General features: G+C 44.9%; 21 protein-coding genes. 10 read left to right on the top strand and 11 right to left on the bottom strand.

Annotation, left to right across the window (positions count from 1 at the left end):
• Nucleotides 1-43 precede the first annotated feature (43 nt).
• The 6 genes from FBF61_RS21285 to FBF61_RS21310 all read left to right on the top strand — a co-directional run bounded on the left by FBF61_RS21285 (nt 44) and on the right by FBF61_RS21310 (nt 6,266).
• A complete protein-coding gene (locus FBF61_RS21285) occupies nt 44-559 on the top strand; it encodes a DUF4199 domain-containing protein (RefSeq protein ID WP_138481097.1) in 516 nt (171 codons plus the stop codon).
• Between the two features lie 26 nt (nt 560-585).
• Entirely contained in the window at nt 586-1,314 is a 729-nt protein-coding gene (gene gldF / locus FBF61_RS21290; protein ID WP_138481100.1) for a gliding motility-associated ABC transporter permease subunit GldF, read from the top strand.
• A 305-nt stretch (nt 1,315-1,619) separates the two neighbouring features.
• Nucleotides 1,620-2,165 carry an RNA polymerase sigma factor gene (locus FBF61_RS21295; RefSeq protein ID WP_229215163.1) on the top strand — a complete coding sequence of 182 codons (546 nt, stop codon included), beginning with the start codon at nt 1,620-1,622 and terminating at the stop codon, nt 2,163-2,165.
• Entirely contained in the window at nt 2,162-3,040 is an 879-nt protein-coding gene (locus tag FBF61_RS21300) for an anti-sigma factor (RefSeq protein WP_138481105.1), read from the top strand. The genes FBF61_RS21295 and FBF61_RS21300 overlap by 4 nt, the downstream gene beginning before the upstream one ends.
• Nucleotides 3,041-3,067: 27 nt before the next feature.
• On the top strand, nt 3,068-4,777 hold the full coding sequence (locus FBF61_RS21305) for an FAD-dependent oxidoreductase (protein WP_138481107.1): 1,710 nt from the start codon (nt 3,068-3,070) through the stop codon (nt 4,775-4,777).
• A gap of 1,282 nt (nt 4,778-6,059) precedes the next feature.
• On the top strand, nt 6,060-6,266 hold the full coding sequence (locus FBF61_RS21310; RefSeq protein WP_138481110.1) for a hypothetical protein: 207 nt from the start codon (nt 6,060-6,062) through the stop codon (nt 6,264-6,266).
• A 100-nt stretch (nt 6,267-6,366) separates the two neighbouring features.
• Here the strand turns inward: FBF61_RS21310 and FBF61_RS21315 are convergent, their stop codons facing one another.
• From FBF61_RS21315 to FBF61_RS21360, 10 genes are all read right to left on the bottom strand, one after another.
• Nucleotides 6,367-6,960, bottom strand: coding sequence for a Uma2 family endonuclease (locus FBF61_RS21315; RefSeq protein WP_138481112.1), 594 nt, complete (start codon nt 6,958-6,960; stop codon nt 6,367-6,369).
• 30 nt (nt 6,961-6,990) lie between these two features.
• Nucleotides 6,991-7,320, bottom strand: a complete 330-nt coding sequence (locus FBF61_RS21320) for a HigA family addiction module antitoxin (protein WP_138481114.1) — start codon at nt 7,318-7,320, stop codon at nt 6,991-6,993.
• Between the two features lie 71 nt (nt 7,321-7,391).
• On the bottom strand, nt 7,392-7,691 hold the full coding sequence (locus FBF61_RS21325) for a type II toxin-antitoxin system RelE/ParE family toxin (protein WP_310590283.1): 300 nt from the start codon (nt 7,689-7,691) through the stop codon (nt 7,392-7,394).
• A 13-nt stretch (nt 7,692-7,704) separates the two neighbouring features.
• Nucleotides 7,705-9,090, bottom strand: a complete 1,386-nt coding sequence (locus FBF61_RS21330) for a putative oxidoreductase C-terminal domain-containing protein (RefSeq protein WP_138481118.1) — start codon at nt 9,088-9,090, stop codon at nt 7,705-7,707.
• A 45-nt stretch (nt 9,091-9,135) separates the two neighbouring features.
• Nucleotides 9,136-9,912, bottom strand: a complete 777-nt coding sequence (locus FBF61_RS21335; RefSeq protein WP_138481120.1) for a glucosamine-6-phosphate deaminase — start codon at nt 9,910-9,912, stop codon at nt 9,136-9,138.
• A gap of 14 nt (nt 9,913-9,926) precedes the next feature.
• Nucleotides 9,927-11,114 carry an N-acetylglucosamine-6-phosphate deacetylase gene (gene nagA, locus FBF61_RS21340; protein ID WP_138481123.1) on the bottom strand — a complete coding sequence of 396 codons (1,188 nt, stop codon included), beginning with the start codon at nt 11,112-11,114 and terminating at the stop codon, nt 9,927-9,929.
• A gap of 96 nt (nt 11,115-11,210) precedes the next feature.
• The gene (locus FBF61_RS21345) at nt 11,211-12,533 is read right to left on the bottom strand and encodes a sugar MFS transporter (protein ID WP_138481125.1); all 1,323 of its coding nucleotides are present in this window, start codon (nt 12,531-12,533) and stop codon (nt 11,211-11,213) included.
• Nucleotides 12,534-12,590: 57 nt separating this feature from the next.
• Complete coding sequence (locus FBF61_RS21350; protein ID WP_138481127.1) at nt 12,591-13,985, bottom strand: Gfo/Idh/MocA family protein; 1,395 nt, start codon at nt 13,983-13,985, stop codon at nt 12,591-12,593.
• Between the two features lie 57 nt (nt 13,986-14,042).
• Nucleotides 14,043-15,044 carry a Gfo/Idh/MocA family protein gene (locus FBF61_RS21355; RefSeq protein WP_138481129.1) on the bottom strand — a complete coding sequence of 334 codons (1,002 nt, stop codon included), beginning with the start codon at nt 15,042-15,044 and terminating at the stop codon, nt 14,043-14,045.
• A 177-nt stretch (nt 15,045-15,221) separates the two neighbouring features.
• Nucleotides 15,222-16,280, bottom strand: coding sequence for a LacI family DNA-binding transcriptional regulator (locus FBF61_RS21360; protein ID WP_138481131.1), 1,059 nt, complete (start codon nt 16,278-16,280; stop codon nt 15,222-15,224).
• A gap of 228 nt (nt 16,281-16,508) precedes the next feature.
• Here FBF61_RS21360 and FBF61_RS21365 point away from each other — a divergent pair, with 228 nt between their 5' ends.
• The 4 genes from FBF61_RS21365 (at nt 16,509) to FBF61_RS35635 (ending at nt 20,322) form a co-directional block, all read left to right on the top strand.
• Nucleotides 16,509-17,948: a sulfatase family protein gene (locus FBF61_RS21365; RefSeq protein WP_138481133.1), complete on the top strand. Its 1,440-nt coding sequence runs from the start codon at nt 16,509-16,511 to the stop codon at nt 17,946-17,948.
• A 404-nt stretch (nt 17,949-18,352) separates the two neighbouring features.
• Nucleotides 18,353-19,816, top strand: a complete 1,464-nt coding sequence (locus tag FBF61_RS21370) for an arylsulfatase (protein ID WP_229215164.1) — start codon at nt 18,353-18,355, stop codon at nt 19,814-19,816.
• A gap of 37 nt (nt 19,817-19,853) precedes the next feature.
• A complete protein-coding gene (locus FBF61_RS21375; RefSeq protein ID WP_138481135.1) occupies nt 19,854-20,069 on the top strand; it encodes a DUF2683 family protein in 216 nt (71 codons plus the stop codon).
• Between the two features lie 118 nt (nt 20,070-20,187).
• A complete protein-coding gene (locus tag FBF61_RS35635; protein ID WP_205748308.1) occupies nt 20,188-20,322 on the top strand; it encodes a type II toxin-antitoxin system YoeB family toxin in 135 nt (44 codons plus the stop codon).
• 1 nt (nt 20,323) lies between these two features.
• Here the strand turns inward: FBF61_RS35635 and FBF61_RS21385 are convergent, their stop codons facing one another.
• Nucleotides 20,324-20,938 (bottom strand): response regulator, encoded by a 615-nt coding sequence (locus FBF61_RS21385; protein ID WP_138481137.1) that lies wholly within the window; start codon nt 20,936-20,938, stop codon nt 20,324-20,326.
• Nucleotides 20,939-20,989 lie beyond the last annotated feature (51 nt).

The raw sequence follows: 20,989 nt of genomic DNA on the forward strand, positions 1-20,989 counted from the left end.
GAATGCCGGTCCGATTTGCATGCAACCTAAACAATTACATATAATGGAAGAAAAAGTATCTACAGCCCGAGTTGCCCTAAAGTATGGCGTTCTTGGGTCCGTTGTCATCATGATTTTTACGACTATTATTAATGTTGCAGGGCTGTCGCAGAACAAAATTCTATCGTCCCTATCTTTTGTTTTTATGATTGTGGCCATCGTTTTGTCGATGAAGGATTTTCGTGAACAGAATAAAGGATTTATGTCGTATGGAGAAGGGCTGGGGTTGGGAACACTCGTTTCGGCCGTGATGGGTTTGCTGAGCTCTGCTTTCACCATGTTCTATATTCAGTTTATCGACAATACGCTTCTCACCCAGGGGATGGATAAAGTCCGGTCGGATATGGAGGCCAAAGGAATGGACGATTCCCAGATCGATCAGGCGATGGAGTTGTCCCAGAGATTCATGTCGCCCGGCGTTGTTTTTGCAATGGGTGTGTTTATGTATATTTTAACGGGGTTCATTATTTCCCTGATAGTTGCAGCCATTGTCCGGAAGGAAAAGCCTGTTTTTGAGTAAAATGCCTGTCTAAATAAATTCAAAGCGTGTTAGCAATTTTTCAGAAAGAGATCGGCAGTTTCTTCAATTCCCTGATCGCCTATATCGTTATGGCTGTATTTTTAACGGCTGTGGGATTGATCGTGTGGGTTTTCCCCGATTCCAATATTCTGGATTATGGCTATGCCGAGCTGGGATCTTTTTTTCAGCTCGCACCTTATGTACTTCTGTTTTTGATTCCGGCCATCACAATGCGCTCGCTGGCCGATGAGATCAAAACCGGTACGCTTGAATTACTTCTTACAAAGCCTTTGCTGAACCGGGACTTAATTTTAGGTAAATTTTTTGCAAACTGGACGCTGGTGCTCATCACCCTGTTGCCAACGCTTATCTACTATTATAGCATTTACAAACTTGGAAATCCGGAAGGTAACATTGACTCCGCAGCTGTATTCGGATCTTATATCGGCTTGATGCTTTTTAGCGGTGTACTGGTGTCCATTGGCTTATGGTCCTCTTCATTAAATGATAACCAGGTCGTTGCCTTCATCCTCGGGGTATTTATTGCTTTCATCTGGTATATCGGTTTTGGAGCGATTTCTGACCTTGCTGGCACAGGGCTGGTTGCAGAGATTTTTTCCTGGGCTGCTTTGGACAGGCAATATCTTTCACTAGGCAAAGGCCTTGTAGACTCCCGCAACGTCATTTACCTGCTGAGCCTGATGGCGTTTTTTCTTTTCCTGACTTACATTCAGGTGCAAAAGCTCAGAAAATAGAAACATTTTTCTCTTCCCGTTTCTTCTTATTCTCCTCATAAGAGCGTTAAAAGTCAATTAATTCAGCTTCGAGGTCTTTGACTCTTAACCTTTTGATCCATTTTTGCCAGTTGATCGTATATTAATTCAGAAACCCTGAAACGAAAAACCTATCTCTCGCCAGAGATTTACATCAGAACTTAAACCTTAACCTAAAGTGCTAGAAGCGGTCAAAGAGGCAATAATTTGTAGAAACCGGCGTATGGTTCTTCCAAAATTTTATTAGCTTGCCTTTAAGTAATTTACAATTAACTATTAAGCGACTCTTGGCGACTAGCAAGGTAAAATATTCGGAAGAGGAACTGGTGGTAGCTCTGAAAAGAAACGAGCGAACCGCTTTTGAATTCCTGTACGATCACTACTCAGGAGCTTTATATAATATCATTTCAAAGACGTTGAGGGATGAGGAGAAAGCGGCCGATGTATTGCAAGAATCCTTTTTGAAGATATGGAAGAATATAGCTTCCTACAATCCGGAAAAAGGACGACTCTTTACATGGATCATAAATATTGCGCGAAATGGTGCGATAGATGCCGCCAGAGTGGAAGGAAGAAAGCCGGCAATGGAAGATATTGGCGATAAAGCTGCCATGAACGAACGGGACGTCTCCGGAGATTCCCAAACGATAAGTTCGGAAATGAAAGCAATCGTAGATATGCTCAGGCCCGAAAGGAAAATCCTGATTGATATGGCCTACTTTCAAGGCTATACCCATGAGGAAATCTCCGAGGAATTGAGTATCCCGTTGGGAACGGTGAAATCGAGAATCCGAACAGCATTACAAGAGTTAAAACAATACTTTTCAGTATGAATATCCAAGCCTACATAGAGTCCGGTATATTAGAGGAATATGTATTGGGCACTGTTTCTCCTCAGGAAAAACAGGAAGTGGAGTGTATGTCACATATTTACCCAGAAATAAAAGAAGAGCTGTTAAGAACTGAGAGCGCTTTGGAAGAATATGCATTAAAACACCAAACACCCCCACCTCCCTCATTAAAAGAGGCCCTTTTTGCCCAGATGAATTTTGACACAAATGAGGGGTCGCAAAATACAGAATCTTCTGAACTGACTGTCGAAAATAACGAATCCGAAAATACATCCGACGTAGCACTATCTCATGCAGATGCCAGCGAAACCAAAGTAGTTGCTAATGTTTTCGAAAAAGAGGTTGTGCGCGAAGTTGCACCGCTCTGGGCCAGACTGGCCGTTGCTGCATCTGTAATATTAGCGATTTTTGCAGGATGGTCGGCCGTGCAGATGTCGGGCATGAAAACCGGCATGAAGCAGATGGCGATGGAAATGGATGGCGTGAAAAAGAATTACGATTACGCCCAATCGCTCGCGAGCTTGTACAGGAATCCCCAGTATAAGACAGTTCACCTTGCAGGATTGGAAAAATCTCCGCAAAGCTCTGTTGCTGCATTCTGGAATCAGCAGACCAACGAAGTTTTGCTGGATGTGCAGAATCTTCCTGCGGCTCCGGCCGGGAAACAATATCAGTTATGGAGCATTGTTGACGGTGTTCCCGTTGATATCGGAATGCTCGACCATGAATTTTCAGGTAAGGTTTTGAAAATGAAAAATACAAAGGCAGGATCCGTAGCTTTCGCTATCACGCTTGAAAAAGAGGGAGGAAATCCAACCCCGACCATGGAAGAAATGTATGTCATGGGTAAGGTTTAAGTTTTTTTAGTCAGTTTACAAGAGTTCATGAAGCGTAGAAATTTTATTGGAAGTATTGCGGCCGGCAGTACTGTATTATCATCCACCTCCCTAGTCACAGGAGGTGGAATCGTTGAAAGCCATTCCAAAATTGAAAAAAGCAAAGCCTCACTCAAAGCAGATGTCGTCATCGCAGGCGGCGGGCTGGGCGGATGTGCAGCAGCACTGGGTGCATTAAGGAACAATCTCAAAGTTATATTACTGGAAGAAACGGACTGGATCGGTGGGCAGCTGAGCCAGCAGGGCGTCCCGCCCGACGAGCACCAATGGATAGAAACACACGGCGCGACACAGTTGTACCGTGATTTTCGGCAATCAGTCCGGCAATATTATAAAAGAAACTACCCCCTTACAGAATCAGCAAAAAGTCGGGAACACCTCAATCCGGGTGACGGATCGGTGTCTAGGCTTTGTCATGAACCGCGGGTAACCGTGGCCGTGCTGACCGATATGCTTGCTTCGTATATTAGTTCCGGTAAGCTCACGCTTCTTCTCGAACATAAGGTTGTTTCTGCCCAGGTAACTGGTAATAAGGTTGCCTCTGTGGATGCCATTGATAAAAAAGATGGTAAGGGAATTACATTGAATGCCCCATATTTTGTGGACGCCACCGAGCTAGGCGATTTGCTTCCACTGACAGGAACTGAATTTGTAATCGGAACAGAGTCGAAAAGCGAGACAAAAGAACTGCATGCGCCCGAAAAGGGAAATCCGGGAAATAACCAGGCATTCACCGTTTGTTTTGCAATTGATTACCAGCCGGGTGAAAATCATGTGATTCAAAGACCTGCAGAATATGATTTTTGGAAAAATTTCATTCCTAAAATGAATCCCGCGTGGTCAGGAAAATTACTGGATCTGTCTTATTCCAATCCCAAAACTCTTGAACCCAAACAGCTAGGTTTTCACCCCGAAGGCATCAGCACGGGAGATAAACTGAACTTATGGAACTACCGGAAAATTCTCAGCAAAGACAATTTTCTGCCCGGCACTTATAACGGTGATATCACGATTGTAAACTGGCCGCAGAATGATTATTTCCTGGGAGATCTGGTGGGAGCGAATGAAAAGGAATTCAAAAAGCATTTTGAGCGCGGGAAACAATTGAGCCTTTCGCTACTATACTGGCTTCAGACCGAAGCTCCCCGTCCCGACGGAGGCAAAGGCTGGCCCGGAATCCGCCTGAGAAAAGATGTGATGGGCACCGAAGACGGACTCGCAAAATATCCTTACGTTAGAGAATCACGAAGAATAAAGGCGGTGTTCACAATCAAGGAAGAGCACGTCGGAGCTGCCAACCGCGCTTTGATCACCGGAAAAGAATCGGGAAATACCGCCGCCAAATTTTACGACAGCGTCGGAATAGGATATTATCATATCGATTTACACCCAAGCACAGGCGGAGACAATTACATTGATTTTGCATCTTTGCCATTTCAAATACCATTGGGCGCGCTACTGCCCGTGAGGATGGAAAATCTGCTTCCAGCCAATAAAAATATAGGCACAACGCATATAACCAATGGCTGCTACCGCCTGCACCCGGTTGAATGGAGCATTGGAGAAGCTGTAGGACTGCTGGTTAAATATGCCTCAGAAAAGAAAGTTCTCCCACGGGTCGTGCGGGAGAACAAGGAATTATTGAGGGAATTTCAGGAGTTTGTGAGACGGGAGGGGATTGAGACGGAATGGAGATAAACATGTATTGGCTAGGCGTTCCTTTCGCGTTCGGGAGTCGCTTTTTGCTAGTAGGTCGGTTTTTGTTACAATAATTTCAGCCCTTTGGGCTTATTTTGTTCGTGTAAAATGCATTTTGTCATTTTCATCTGCCTTCAATAAATCTATCATCGGCGGCATTGTTAACTTCAACAACCGGAGAGGCTGAAATAATTTCAACTGCTGTGTCCGATGTTGCAGAATAGCGCCAGAATAACAATCCCGAAGGGATGTAATTATTATAGAAAAATTGGTCACCGAAAGCCATTAACCCCGATGGGGTGGCATTATTGATGAATTATGTCACCCCATCGGGGTTTCGAGTTTCGCTGACGGGTCGGTTTTTTGTTATAATAATTTCAGCCCTTTTGGGCTTATTTCGTTCATGTAAAATGCATTTTGTCATTTTCATCTACCTTCAATAAATCTTTTATCGGCGCCATTAACTTATATCGGAGAGGCTGAAATAATTGCAACTCCTTTGTCCGATGTTGCAGAATCGCGCCAGAATAACAATCCCGAAGGGATGTAATTATTATAGAAAAATTGGTCACCGAAAGCCATTAACCCCGATAGGGTGGCATTATTTATGAATTATGTCACCCTTTCAGGGTTTCGAGTTTCGCTGACGGGTCGGTTTTTTGTTATAATAATTTCAGCCCTTTTGGGCTTATTTCGTTCATGTAAAATGCATTTTGTCATTTTCATCTATCTTAAATAGATCTATCATCGGCGGCATTGTTAACTTATATAGAAAGGTTGAAAAACTTGCAACTCCTTTGTCCGATTCCGTAGGAATGCGCCAGAATAACAATCCCGAAGGGATGTAATTATTATAGAAAATTGGTCATCGAAAGCCATTAACCCCGATGGGATGGCATTATTTATGAATTATGTCACCCTTTCAGGGTTTAGAGTTTTGGCGACGGGTCGGTTTTTGTTACAAAAATTTCAGCCCTCTGGGCTTATTTTGTTCGTGTAAAATGCATTTTGTCATTTTCATCCACCTTCAATAAATCTCTTATCGGCGGCATTGTTAACTTCAACCGAAGAGGCTGAAATCATTTCAACTCCTTTGTCCGATGTTGCAGGATCGCGCCAGAATAACAATCCCGAAGGGATGTAATTATTATAGAAAAATTGGTCACCGAAAGCCATTAATTCTGATGGGGTGGCATTATTTATGAATTATGTCACCCTTTCAGGGTTTCGAGTTTTGCTGACGGGTCGGTTTTTGTTACAATAATTTCAGCCCTCTGGGCGATTGGCTTACGGAAGGGAAGTAGGCGAGTTGCTGAGCAGTGCCAGCGCCGAAAACTGGACAGCCGAATTATGGACCATGTTCGGCGGCTACATCCTCGCCCTGCAAGAGCTGGGTAACGTGTCGGACCTTCCCAATACCTTTTCATCCTTCAAAGAATTGCTGGAATTTTTCGAAAAGGTCGATAAAATAAGACTAGCCAACACCTAACCCACGAATTTATTCGTGGGAAACACGAAAAAAGAAAAAACGTCCCGGCAAGCCAATGAGGTTAGCCGGGACGTTTTTTTTATATAGACGGAAAGATCTCTCAAACGTCAAATATATCTCTCACCAAAAGCTCAAAAGCGCCAAGCGATTTAGAGGTCAAAGTTTCGGTTTCAGTGAAAGGCTTTAATCCGATAAATTTTCCCGTTTCGTCAAGCACATATACCAGCACAATGCGGTCATTTGGCTCCACAAGCCAGTATTCTTTCACACCGTTTTCTTGATATATCTCAAACTTCTCATTCATTTCTCTTTCAGTGTTGCCGGGAGACAATACCTCAATGATAAGATCAGGTGCACCTATGCATCCTTTGGCGTCGATTTTGGCTGGATCGCAAATCACGCAAATGTCGGGTTGCACTACCGTGTGGATCCTGTCTGAATCAGCCTTTTGAACAGGCGTTAACCGCACATCAAAAGGCGCAACGAAGACTTTGCGTGTTGAGCGGTGAAGGTGATTGCTGATCTGCCTAAAAATTTCGCCTACGTATTGTTGGTGCCTGGTCGCAGGAGCTGGAGACATTTTGAAAATCTTGCCTTTAATCAGCTCAATACGCTCTTCCAACTGCCATTTGAGATAATCGGCATAAGAGTAACGTGCATTTAAATCCAGCTGATTGAGGCTTGTGATTTTCATAATTTGTAAAATGATAATTGATGATAGCTATCAGGCAGGTTGCAACGTGCTACTTGGCAACGGCCGAAAATGCTGAATTGTATTCCGCTCTACCGCTTTCTCTGCATGCCAGAGATCATAATTCCGTTGAATGTCAAGCCAGAATTCTGCGGTGGTTCCGAATGCTTCCGACAATCGTACACACATCTCCGAGCTAACCCCCTGGTGTTCGTTCAAAATATTCGAAAGCGTTTTTCGGGTCACGCCTAAGCCCTTGGCGATCTCCGCCAATGTATAATTATATCCCGTTTCCTCTCTCAGTCCCTCAATCGTTTCCCTGATCAATGCGCCGGGATGTGAAGGTCTCATTCCTCTTTTCATACTTCTACTAATTAATGATAGTCCAGATAGTCGACATCGTAAAAATCTCCGTCCTCAAACCTGAAAATAATTCACCAGTTTCCCGACACATTCACAGCGTAAAACCCTCTCAGCTTTCCCGACAAGGGGTGTAACCTTGATCCCGGCGTACCGATATCGTCCAAAGATTTCGCAAACTCCAATCGAGTCAGGATATTACGAATTCTTGTAGTGTGTGCTGCGGGCAATTTTGTGGCGTCTTCATTTTCAAAAAACAACCGCAAGCCCTTGTGTTGGAAACTCTTGATCATTAACACAAATGTAACAGGGTATGTTACATTGTCCAAAAGAAAAAAAGCGAGCAGGCCGTAAAACCTGCTCGCTACATACATTAGTGCTATCTACCTATTTCCCACCCTTAGCTTTCTTCAAAGCCTCAGTCGTCAAATAATACTTTGCAATCATATTAGGCACTTCCCATTCCGGAAGTTTTCCTTCCTTGAGATATTCCATATACTTGTTGGCAACCTGGGCAAAGTGTGCTTCGTGGCCGTTGTCGTATTTTTGAGGAATTACCAATTCCCAGCCGGCAGGGATTTTTTTCAACTCAATGCCCGGATATTTATCCTGCACTGATTTGAATGCGGCCGCTACTGCGTCTTCATAACCTTTGCTTTTATCGGTCGTTTCAATATAAAGTACCGGTTTGTATTTCTGGTCTTTTCCCTGGCGAACGATCAGATTGGATTTGGAGCCTTTCATGATCGAGTAATGCGTATCGCCCGTTCCTTCAGGTGCCTGAAAATTCCAGATAACAGAAACTTTTGCATGAACGCCTTTCAGCGCATAGTTCATTTCACCGTTGGAATATACATTCAAAGTGCTGTCAGTCACATCCTTGCTTAGAAAGTCAGGATATTTACCACTTTTTGTCACAAGGTTAAACTGCGAAGGAGTAAGCTTCGTAGCAGACCTTTTGGCAGACAATAGCTCAATGTCTTTCTGATAATCCAATGCGGTATTGGGGAAACAACTCCATTGAACAAGGTCCACAAGGTGCGTGGTAACATCCACCATTCCTTCGCCCTGCTGGGCTACATCAAAGAACCAGGTCGGGCGTACCAGCGGTTCGCCGGATATGTATTTAAAAAAATGATGCACACTTTCCTTTACAACCGCCGGATCTGTGGGGGTGCCTTTCTGTAACTCACCAAAAATATCCGGAATTGAAGCCAGCTCGCGCTGCAATGCATTTGTGATTTCATAACGCTCGGTCATGATATCATAAAGCAGCACTTTATTCTTTTCAGCACTGGTGAAAGCCTCTTTCAGTTTTTCAAATCCCGCAGCATCGATCGCCATGGGCTTGTCCGCCAGTACATTAAGGCCAGCGTCCACAGACTTTTTGATATAATCTGTTTTTTTCTGATTGTTTCCTGCCAAAACCACTACATTACCTTTCTTTTCCGACAGCATTTTATCCAAAAAATCGGCGCCGGTGTACACTTCTTCTTTCCAGCTGGTAGGGTTTTCGGCGGCTGAATTATACTTTTCAACCTTGTCCAGATATGCTTTTACGTCCGGCCCTTCCGACGCGTAAACGTGTACAACGGAATCAACATCGGCGTACATTGATTTCTGCACCAGGGCTGCGTGGAAATGGCCCGGTTCAACAACTATGAGGCTCAACGGTTTTTTTGTCTCGTCCTTTTCCTCTTCCTTCTTCGAATTACATCCCTGATTTAATGCCATTGCGCTCATTAAAGCGATTGTCAAGAGTTCTTTTCTCATTTTTTTAGATTGAGGTAATTTTTGCAAGATAGTCTCAAAGCGGAACTATGCCTGACTGTAGGACGAAATTTCTTTCAGTCTCCCTGAACTCGCTTTGTCAATAAACAAAATGGCATTCGGGTGGTTCCGCAGGATGGTCGACGGGAATTCTTCTTTGATATCCTCTTCCACGGTATGATAGATCGCGTCGGCCTTTTTTTCTCCGGGAACAATGCAAAAAGCGTATTTCGCCTTGAATAGAACCGGGATCGTCAGCGTAAGTGCTCGTTCCGGAACATCTGCGAACGTTGCAAAACAGCCGTCGTTAACCTGCTGCTGCCTGCAAGCATTGTCCAATTCTACCTGTTTGACGATCAGAGGATCATCGAAAAAAGCCACGTGCGGATCGTTGAAAGCCAGGTGTCCGTTTTCGCCAATTCCCAGGCAGACAATATCTGTTGGATATTCCTCTAAAAGTGCCGCATACCGTTTGCATTCTTCTTCGATATCGGTAGCGTTACCGTCGAGATACCAAACGCTATTCAAAGGAACTTTATCAAATAGCTTCACTTTAAGGAAATTTCCGAAAGCCTGTGGTGCATCACCAGGCAGACCGATATATTCGTCCATGTGGAAAGCGTTGATCTTTTGCCAGACGATACCTTTCTCGGTGAGCAAAGAGGCCAAAAACTCATTTTGTGACGGGGCAGAGGCAAAAATAATATTTACGAATTCCTGCGACTTTTGTAATTCCCGGATTTTATCTGCGATCGCAGCGGCCGCATTTTCACCCATTTCCTGTCTTGTGTCAAAAATCTTTATTTCCAGATTACCGGCTTTCATTGTTGTGGTGCTGATTATATTAACTGTTCCTGATTAAAAATTATTCGTCCTTTAACGATGGTTTTCTTCATGCGGATGTCTTCGTCGAAAATGACAATATCCGCGTCCTTTCCGGCCACCAATGAGCCTTTTGTTTTGTCCACACCCATAATGCGCGCAGGCGTCAGCGTGATCATTCTTATTGCATCCAGAAGGGAAACATCGGCCATTTTTATCATGGTTCTTACCAGCCTGTCGGCCGTAGAAACGCTTCCGGCAAAAGAGGTACGGTCCGGCAATTTGGCTACGCCGTCTTCAATGATCACTTTCAGGCCGTTTTTCAGCGAGCCCAGAGTACTTTCGCCTTCCGGCATACCGGCCCCGCGCATGGCATCGGTGATCAGTGCAATTCGATCGGCCCCTTTTATTTTATAGATCAATTTGAGGAGCGGCGCGGGAAGATGGACGCCGTCGGCTATAATTTCCACATCCATATCGAGTAAAAACGCGCTTTCAATGGTTCCAGCGTAGCGAAATGCATTTTTCCGCGTAACGCCGGACATGGCTGAGTAAAGGTGTGTGGCCAATGTATAACCGTTTTCATACGCATCCAGCACTTCTTCGTAGATCGCGTCAGTATGGGCCACGGCCGCCAGAATACCTTTTTCTCTGAGTCTTTTCCCAAAAGCAATAGCTCCCGGGAGCTCGGGCGCGGCACTCCATCGCGTAATTGACGAAGAGTAGGCGAGCACTTCTTCATATTCTTTTGGATCGGGGTTTCGTATGTACCGCGGGTCCTGCGCGCCACGCTGGCTCAAAGCGAAATAGGGACCTTCCAGGTGCATTCCCAGAAACTGGGCAGCTTTATGATTATTGGCATTCGCTTTTTTGTAAAGATCAAGCGTTTCCAATAAATCCTCTTTTTCGCTGGTCAGGGTGGTTGGTACCATCGCTGTAGTACCATATCGGGCGTGCGTTTCAGCGATTTTTAAAAATGCCTCCTCGCTTCCATCCATAAAATCATGACCGCCGCCGCCGTGAATATGCAGGTCGATAAATCCCGGCGCGATGTAATTCCCGCCAGCGTCAATGACTGTGGCATCCGCAAAGTCAATATTTCCTTCGTGTACACCAAGGATCACACCATTTTCAATTACCACTGTTCCGTTGCGGATATAGCGGAAAGGTGTTATGATGGTTCCATTGGTTATTTTTAAGCGCATATGTTTTTGGCTGTCGGCCGTCAGCACTCGGCTTCCGGCTTTTAGTATTAATTATTAAATTCTCCTTTTCCCCCTCCTCCATCCTCCCTTTCTTCCCTAAAATCCCCACTTCCTGAATTTATGCCCCTTAACAGCATAAAATACCAGATATAAATAGCAGGGAAGCAGCACCCAGTAAGCCTGGCGGTCATCGAGCTTGTCGGCGAAGTAGCCATAAAAAAGCGGCATGATGGCATTCCCGCATAGGCCCATGATCATGACCGATGCGCCGAGTTTGGTAAAGCGGCCGAGATTATCCAGTGCCAGCGGCCATATTCCTGCCCAAACCAATGAATTGGCAAGGCCAAGCAAAACCACAAACCAGATGGAGATATCTGTTTCATGTCCGAGGAAACTGATTTGTCCTTTTGCAAAAATGATAAGCAGCGTAAAAATGGTCCCCAGCAACGTGCAAATCCTGAGGGCATTCACCTGGCTGATGAATTTCGGGATAACAGTAATGCCGATAAGATAACCGCAAATGGTACAGAAAAGGGTATAGGATGGGAATACTTTCGCTTCCAATAGATCAATACCCATGGAATTGGCATAACCAATGATGGTATCAATGGCGATCACCTGGGTTCCAACATGCAGGAAAATAGCAAGTGCACCCAATATCAGGTGCGGAAACTGGAATATGCTGTTTTTGCCGGCGTTGGCAGTGGCTATTTCCTCATTTTCGTGTTCCGTATCAATTTCCGGCAGGGGAGATTTATAAACCAATATCCCAAGAATGAAAAGGAAACTTCCTAGACCAATATACGGATTAATTACCCGGCGAATGAGTTCGTCCAATGCGCCGCTTCTTTCGGCATCGGTCATAGTGCTCAATTGCGCAAAAAGGTCGGTGTCCGTTGGACGAAGAATTACGGCGGCAAAAACGATCGGTGATAGGATACCCGCTGCTTTGTTACAAATCCCCATAATGCTGATCCGCTGGGCAGCCCGTTCTTTGGCGCCGAGGATCGTAATATAAGGATTTGCCGCAGTCTGGAGGATTGCGAGTCCAATTCCTATCGTGAACAATCCGATCAGAAAGATCTCGTAAGTCCTGGACATGGCAGCCGGCACAAATATGAACGCACCCAGGGCCATAGCCCAGAATCCGAACATCATTCCTTTTTTAAAGCCTACCGCTTTCAGCAGATAGGACGACGGCACCGACATCACAAAATAGGCAATGTAAAAAGCAAATGCGACCAGATATGCCTGAAAGCTGGTGAGCTCACAGGCAATCTTGAAATACGGGATCAGAATGGAATTGACCCATGACACAAAGCCGAATATAAAAAACATCAATCCGATCAGAAATATCGAAAACGTGGTTTCCCGCTTCGAAAGATTTTCGACCTTGATGGATAAGGCAGCACTTTTCATTTTCAAGAGTTTAGTTTACGATTTTAAGACCGGTATTGAAAAACGGCTAATTGCGAGTTATACTGTTGGTTCCCAGCCTTTTTGATACTCACGCTTCCACAACTTAGCTGCTTCCTTGCTGTTTTTGATATGGCCGTTGGAAGGATCAATATTCAATGTTTCACCGGTACGGATCGCAATGTTGCCCAGTTGCGCCAGTAACGTGCTCTGATGTCCGCCCACAATTTCCGCTGCAAGAGGTGTTCCTTTTTTGATTCCGTCAAAGAAGTTCTGGATGTGTAGCGCATCCAGTGCCTGCGAAGGGTTCATTTTGTTTCTTGGATCGATCTGGAAGTCGTTTTTCACTTCTTTTACCAGCTTGTTTTCCAAATCGTAGATTTTGTAGCTATTTCCTTCGCTGATCTGCACAGATCCTGAATCGCCATAGAAAATAACACCTACGCTGCTTCCTTCGATTGTCCTGCCGTTACAGCTTCTGCCTTCCCAGGTCATGCCGGTGTTGTTGGCGAATTCAAGATTGATCACCTGGGTATCTGGCGTTTCCCAATCATCTTTATATCTGTATCTGCCGCCCGAAGAAGTAACACGGGTCGGGTATTCTACCTGTAATCCCCACCGCATCAGGTCGAGCATGTGCGTTCCGTTGTTCAATGCTTCCCCGGTTCCCCAGTTCCAGAGCCAGTGCCAGTTGTAATGCACCAGATTGTCCTTGAAAGCGCGGCGTGGTGCGGGTCCCTGCCATAATTCATAGTCCAGCCAGGACGGTACTGCGGTTTCTTTGCCGACGCCAATCGACGCGCGGTTGTTGGTATACCATCCTTTTGCAAAATAGGGCCTTCCGATCACCCCGTTGTGCACTTCTTTGATAGCGGCGGCGACATTGGGCCAGGACCTGCGCTGGTTACCCATCTGGATCACATTTTTATACTTTTTGCCCACTGCTACCAGCAATTCGCCTTCGTTGGGATTGTGGCTGCATGGTTTTTCAAGATACACGTGCTTCCCTGCTTTTGAAGCCAGTATGGCCGCAGGTGCATGCCAGTGGTCCGGAGCGGCTACCACAAGGGCATCCATATCTTTGTTTTCCAAAGCCTTACGGAAATCCGGAACGTTGGCGGGTTTGGACTTCTGAAGATCATTGACAATGTTAATGCATTTTTCAGCTGCCCTTGTGTCCACGTCCGAAACAGAAATTACCTCGCAGTTGGGTTGTAAAGCATAGTTGGATGACAGTGCCAGGCCGCGGCTGTTGACGCCCATCATTCCTACACGCACTTTTTCATTAGCGCCTGCTATACGCGCATAGCTTTTGGGTGTAAAACCAGGCAGAATTCCCCCGAAAGTTAATAAGGCACTTCCTGCTATGGTTTTTTTAATAAAATCTCTCCGGTTGTTATCGCTCAAACCCTGGGCTGATTGTCCGGAATTTGTAGTTTCAGTGTCGTTTTTCATAAAACAAAAGAGTTGGTTATCGGTTTTAGATATCTTAAAGAACAATATTATCAAACATTATTTTTTTACCTTACTCAAAACACTTTCGAGTGTAACACTTTTCCCGCCCTGCCGCTTGCTTTCATCTGCTGCTTCCATAAAAGCGTAAATTTCAATCGTTTCCTTTGGGGTTACAGGTACTTCCCCTGTTTTGAAATACTTGATAATATCCACAAGAAGTGGCTCGTATCCTCCGTAAGGCCCGAGGATTTTATTTCCGTCAACTGTATATACCGTTCCGCCATAATCATGCTTGCCCGTACGGGTACCCCTGAACGTTCCGGTGCGGCCGTCTTCCCACAAACCAACGACGATATCTGTATTAGGCGTGTTGACGCGGGTTACACTTTTACAACCGGTCCCCATTACAGTAAACAATGTTTCCACACCGTGGATACCGTACCAGAACAGGTCGGGGTGAGTTTTTTCCAAAGCAGCCGGACTGTATGTATCAGCTCCGGTTACCTTGCTTTTATCTATGGCATCTGCACCTTTGATGTAGCGCAAAGAGGAGGCAGAGAAAATAGGTATCTTATATTTTTCGGCAGCCTGGTAAATGGCAAGGGTATCCGACAGGGATGCAGCAACGGGTTTATCTATAAACACTCTTTTTCCTGCTTTCAGCACCTCTATTGCCTGTTCCCGATGCAGCCGTCCGTCATTTGTTTCCAGAAGGACAACATCTACTTTGGAAAGCAGATCTTTAATGGAACCGGCGATTTCGACACCCATTTTTTTTACTTCTTCAATGTACCCGGGAATACGCTTTGCGCTGGATTCAATATCCTTGCTGCCATAGGGATATGCGGCAACTGCACGATAACCATCGTATACCGGATCGGGCTGATCGGCATTTAATGCTTTTACAAAAGCGATGCTGTGGGAAGTGTCGAGGCCGATAATCCCAACCCGTTTCCCCTCCGCTTTTGCTTCTGCAAAGGAGATGTAATTGGTTAGGCTAAGGCCAAGTCCCAACGCCGATGACTTTTGAATGAATGTTCTTCTGCTCAGAGAATGCATGGAATTATGAGGAAAAGTGATTAGGAATAGTTTCGTGCACCACGTTTCGGGTACGTACCCGTAAATATACTAACATATTTGAATTTACAAGTCATAGCACTAATTGATTGTTGAAAATTTTGCGAATGAGTATTTGGAAGATTACTTATTTGGAAAACACGGTATATACCTCAGATTCTAATTCTGGTAAAAAGCGTGATTCTCCTTAGTAATAATATCAATTGGCATAAAATGTACTTTTTCAACCGGAGCGCCGAGTACCAGCCTTTGGTAAAGCGACATTAACCCCCGGTAACCTTGTTCCTCGGGTTTGTGGCAGATCAGAAAATCGATCGTCCCCATGTTCAGGAAGCGGATGTTTTCCTTAAGAAAGTCATAGCCGATCAGGGATATGTCGGTGCGCTTGCTTTTTTCAAGAAAGGATGCAACTGCAAAAACCCTTGAATTGGTGACAAAAATCGCTTCTATATCCTCATGTTCGTAGAGTACCCTCGTGAGGTCTTTGGCTACGGACAGGCTGTCCGTGTCCTTGATATCGACCCTGATTACTTCGCATGATTGGTTATGATCATTGAAGTAAGCCCGGAAGCCTTCTTCTATCTGCAGGTTGTTATAGTTGAAAATTTCCTTTGAAATGTTGACCACCAGTACCTTATGGTTTTCTTTCAGCCGGTAGGTAAGCAATTTAGCGCCAACATATCCGCTCTGGAACAAATGCGGACCGATATATGACAGGTTGTCCTGGTCGGGAATGTTGGAGTCGAAGAAAACGTAGGGGATTTTAAGCTTATGACAGGTTTTTACAAATTGTTTTGATTCCTCTATAAAGGAAGGGGAAAGCAGAACGCCGTGGACTTCGGTTTCAAGAATTGCTTTGATCTGTTCTTCAAAAGTGTTTTTGTCATTGAGGTCGAACAGATAAAACTGGATTTGTACCCCGTACTTTTTAATTTCCGCTTCTGCCCGCCTGATACCTTTTAATGGTGCTTCCCAAAAGTCGGTTTCTTCGGATACCCGCGGCAGCAGTACAGCGAGTGAAATGATTTTCCGGGACGCGAGGCGGCTTGCAAGAATGTTGGGCTGATAGTCCAGCTCCTTAATAATGCCGTTGATCTTTTGTTTGGTTTTCTCTGAAACGCCGGGCCGGTTGTGAATGACCCTGTCAACTGTAGCTATTGATACATTCGCCCGCCGGGCTATTTCCTTTACTCCAAAATACGTATTATCTTTTTCCATTAGATCAAATGTGAACACAGAACCCGCCCGGCACCAGAGTCTCGGGCAGGTTGAAAGTAAAGAGGCTTGTCCAAATAAAAAAATATATAGAAAAGGAAGCGTGAAATTGAAAAAATATAATGATCAGCTGGAATTAAAGATTTAATAGCACTCTTTTGTTTTTTGTACTTCTATTTTTACGGCCTGTACCGGTCTACATCTTAATTCATTGTAAACTTTATTCTTTTTATGCTACGATTTCTTTCCGTTCTGACCGTATCATTATTGTTATGTTTTTTGATGGCTTTCCAGCAGAAAACACCTCCTGCAAAAACACCCAACATTGTACTTTTTTTTATTGACGACCTGGGTTATGGGGATTTGTCTGTAACAGGAGCGCTGGGATATAAAACTCCGAACCTCGACAAAATGGCTGCGGAAGGGACCCGCTTCACTAATTTCATGGCCGCGCAGGCAGTATGCAGCGCTTCCCGTGCGGCTTTGCTCACAGGCTGCTATCCCAATCGGGTTGGAGTTTCCGGCGCATTCGGACCGTCATCCGGAACCGGGCTGAACCCCAATGAGGAAACTATTGCGGAACTGCTCAAAACAAAAGGATATGCTACAGGGATTTTTGGCAAATGGCATCTCGGCAGCGAGCAGGAGTTTTTACCTTTGAAGCAGGGATTTGATGAATATTTCGGGATTCCATATTCGCATGATATGTGGCCCTTACATCCGTGGCAGGAACGTGCAAAATATCCTCCATTGCATTGGATCGAAGGAAACGAGCAGGGAAAAGAGATTAAAACGCTGGAAGACGCCAGCGAGCTTACTCCCAGAATTACCGAGCGTTCGGTTTCCTTTATCCGGAAAAATAAAAAGAACCCATTCTTCCTTTATATCCCTTACCCGCTTCCACACGTGCCGCTTGCTGTGTCGGCAAAATTTAAGGGTAAAAGTCAGCGAGGCATTTTCGGGGACGTGTTGATGGAACTCGACTGGGCGGTAGGCGAGGTCATGAAGGAATTGAAGGCGCAGGGACTGGATGAAAACACCCTGGTTATTTTTACCAGCGACAATGGTCCATGGCTTAACTATGGTGATCACGCCGGTTCGTCAGGCGGGTTCAGGGAAGGGAAAGGAACCTCGTTTGAAGGTGGGCAGCGGGAGCCATGCATGATGCGCTGGCCGGGTGTTGTACCTGCTGGCAGGGTGTCAAACAAACTTTTGTCAACCATAGATATCTTGCCTACTATTGCCAGGCTCACAGGTGCCCGGTTGCCGAAAGAGAAGATCGATGGTATTGATTTCACTGATTTGCTCGAAGGCGATGACAGCAAAACACCCAGGGAAAATTTCCTCTATTATTACCGGAAAAATAGTCTCGAAGCTGTCAGGAAGCATGACTGGAAGCTGGTGTTCGCGCACCCGGGCAGGAGGTATGAAGGATCGTTGCCCGGAAAAAATGGGGAACCGGGGCCGGCACCTGAAGATTATCAATATCCAAAGGCGCTCTACAATCTTGCGCGTGACCCCGGAGAACGTTATGACGTGCTGGAACAAAATCCGGAAATCGTAGCTGAGCTTGAAAAAATCGCGGATGAAGCAAGGGAGGATCTGGGTGATGATCTTCAAAAAATGGCTGGCAAGAATGTAAGATCTGTCGGACGGTCGGAGAAAAAATAAATAATGTCCGTCCGGACTCTTGTTTGTTTGATATTTAAATATTTACTTTGTCTATCAATTAAGTAGATTTATATTAAGCATTAAGGTTCAAGAATTTGATAAAAATGTATCACTCCTGATACCCTAAGAGACAGCACAGGTCCGACTTGCCGGAATTTTCGGTGGTTGTCAATTCATGCCAGTCGTCTGGGCTGTCGTAGGGTATCGGGGGTAAAGATACATATGAAAATCTACTTTGTTTCTTCCCGGTTTACATCTGCATCCATCAAAATTTACCGAAGTCAGGAATTGAAGAGGTTCGCTTCTTCAGATTTTTTACATATTAGTTAATGGATATGCAATGATTTAAGTAATCTTCGCATTTTGCCGTCTTTGTAAAATAAATGCAGAATGAGTTACAAATTATGGGTTATTCTCTAATGAAGAAATTTAATGTATTTTTCGCCCTTCTGACTACTGGACTCTTTCCGCCGGATTTGAAAGCCCAACCGCAAAAACCGTTACCGCGTCCCAACATTATTTTTATTCTTGCAGACGATCTTGGGTATGGTGATGTTGGTTTCAATGGACAAAAACTGATCAAAACTCCTAATATTGACCGCCTGGCGAAAGAAGGAATTAGGTTTAACCAGTTTTATGCAGGTACTTCGGTATGTGCTCCGTCCCGCTCGTCGCTCATGAGCGGACACCATACAGGGCATTCTTATATCAGAGGAAATAAAAGTGTACAGCCTGAAGGACAGCAACCTATAGCCGATACCGTTGTTACTGTTGCGGAGGTTCTGAAAAAAGCCGGATATAGTACCGGCGCCTATGGAAAATGGGGACTTGGGCCGGTCGGGTCTTCCGGCGATCCGGTTAAACAAGGTTTCGATAAATTTTACGGATACAATTGTCAGAGCCTGGCACACCGCTATTATCCGGAACATCTTTGGGATAATGAGCAAAAGGTGATTCTTGAGGCTAACCGGAATCTTCGGTACGCCAGGGAGTACGCGCCCGACCTGATCCAGAAACAAGCTTTGGATTTTGTGGATTCCAAGGATGGCAAACAGCCGTTTTTCTTGTTCCTGCCATTTATACTTCCCCATGCCGAACTGATTGTTCCGGAGGATAGTATCTTTCTTTATTATAAAGGAAAGTTTGAGGAAAAGCCTTACAGAGGGGACGATTACGGATTTAACGCAAAAGATGGTGGCTATACTTCCCAGGATTATCCGCGCGCAACATTTGCAGCGATGGTTACGCGGCTCGATATGTATGTCGGGCAAATCATGGACAAGATTAAGGAAAAAGGATTGGATAAAAATACGCTGGTGATTTTTACCAGTGACAATGGCCCGCATATCGAGGGAGGTGCTGATCCTGTATTTTTTAACAGTAGTGCGGGGTTAAGGGGTGTGAAGCGTGATTTATACGAGGGAGGTATACGCGAACCATTTGTTGCGCGCTGGCCGGGTGTTATCAAACCGGGGACAAGCAGCGATTACATTGGTGCGTTCTGGGATATATTGCCCACTTTTGCCGAGCTCGCGAGAACCGAAGCGCCCGCAAATATTGACGGCATATCATTCACAGAAGCACTCAAAGGCAGACCCACACAGAAAAAACATGATTACCTGTATTGGGAATTTCATGAACAGGGAGGCAGACAGGCTGTGCGTCAGGACAACTGGAAGGCGGTGCGTTTAAAAGCGGCGGGGAACCCCGATGGACTGGTTGAATTATATGATCTGTCGAAAGATCCCGGCGAAACCACAAATGTCACTCCAAAGTTTCCGGACAAAGCCAAAGAGCTCGGCAGAATTATGAACAAAGCCCACGTTTCTTCTGTGTTGTTTCCTTTTGGAAGTCTGGCAACAAATTAATTGCTATATCTATATTGTTAAACAGGCTGCGATTTTTATGGAAACTTTGATTGTACAGGGAGATAGCGAGCAGATAGCCACTTTAAAAGCTTTTTTAAAGACTGTAGGGATTAATTTCAAAACTGAACAGGAACAGGATTCAACTTCATATTTATTAAGTAACTCAGCGAACCGATCTGAACTTTTGGATTCAATAAAGGAAGCTGACGAAGGCAAAACCAAAAAGGTTGGCCTGGACGAAATATGGAAATAGAATTTACCGAAAAAGCCGAATCACAATTACATTACTGGAAATAGACCGGTAACCAGGTTGTTTTGAAAAAAAATCAGGCAACTGCTGGAATCAATACTCGAAACTCCTTTTGAAGGAATTGGAAACCCGAGCCGCTAAATACGAATTGTCGGGTTACTGGTCGAGAAGCATCACCGACGAACATCGGATTGTTTACGCGGTCCGAAAGGACAAAATTGTAATTGTCCAGTGTCGTTTTCATTATGCTAAATAAATCATATCAATCCCGAGCCTGCTGCAAGCTTGATCAGTGAGGCGGTGTTGGAGACTTCGAACTTCATGAGAAGGTTCTGACGGTGGCTGTTGACGGTGGTAACGCTCACAAAGAGCTTATCCGCGATTTGCGGATTGGTCATACCTTCGGCGATCAGCAATAAAACTTCTTTTTCTCGCCGGGTTAAAAACGGTGTCGCCTTGGGTGAAGAGGCAGCGTTCTGGTCGAAGTTTGCATTCATAAAATATCCCCCTGCCTGAACCTGACGTACCGCTTCCAGGATTTCTTCTTTTGAAGAGCTTTTGATCAAATAACCGCTGGCGCCGTTCTGAATCATGCGGGACACATAAGCTCGTTCGCTGAATGTGCTGAGAGCCAAAGATTTAATATGAGGAAACTGCTCTTTAATTTTCTTGCAAAGTTCAATTCCGTTGATGTCAGGAAGATTAATATCCAGAAACGCGATATCTACTTCGTTGACTTTCAGGAATGCGATAGCGTCGATTGCATTGGAAACCGTGCCCACAACAGATATTCCCTCGCTATTGGCCAGTAATGATTTCAGTCCTTCAAGTACCAGCGGGTGATCGTCAACGATCAGGATTTTTACACTCATTTTCGGGTCGGTCGGTTTACATTGCAATTTTAAGAAAATGGGATGAAAGCG

Origin of the sequence: Dyadobacter bucti, from assembly GCF_005869225.1 — a bacterium.
Lineage (GTDB): Bacteria > Bacteroidota > Bacteroidia > Cytophagales > Spirosomataceae > Dyadobacter > Dyadobacter bucti.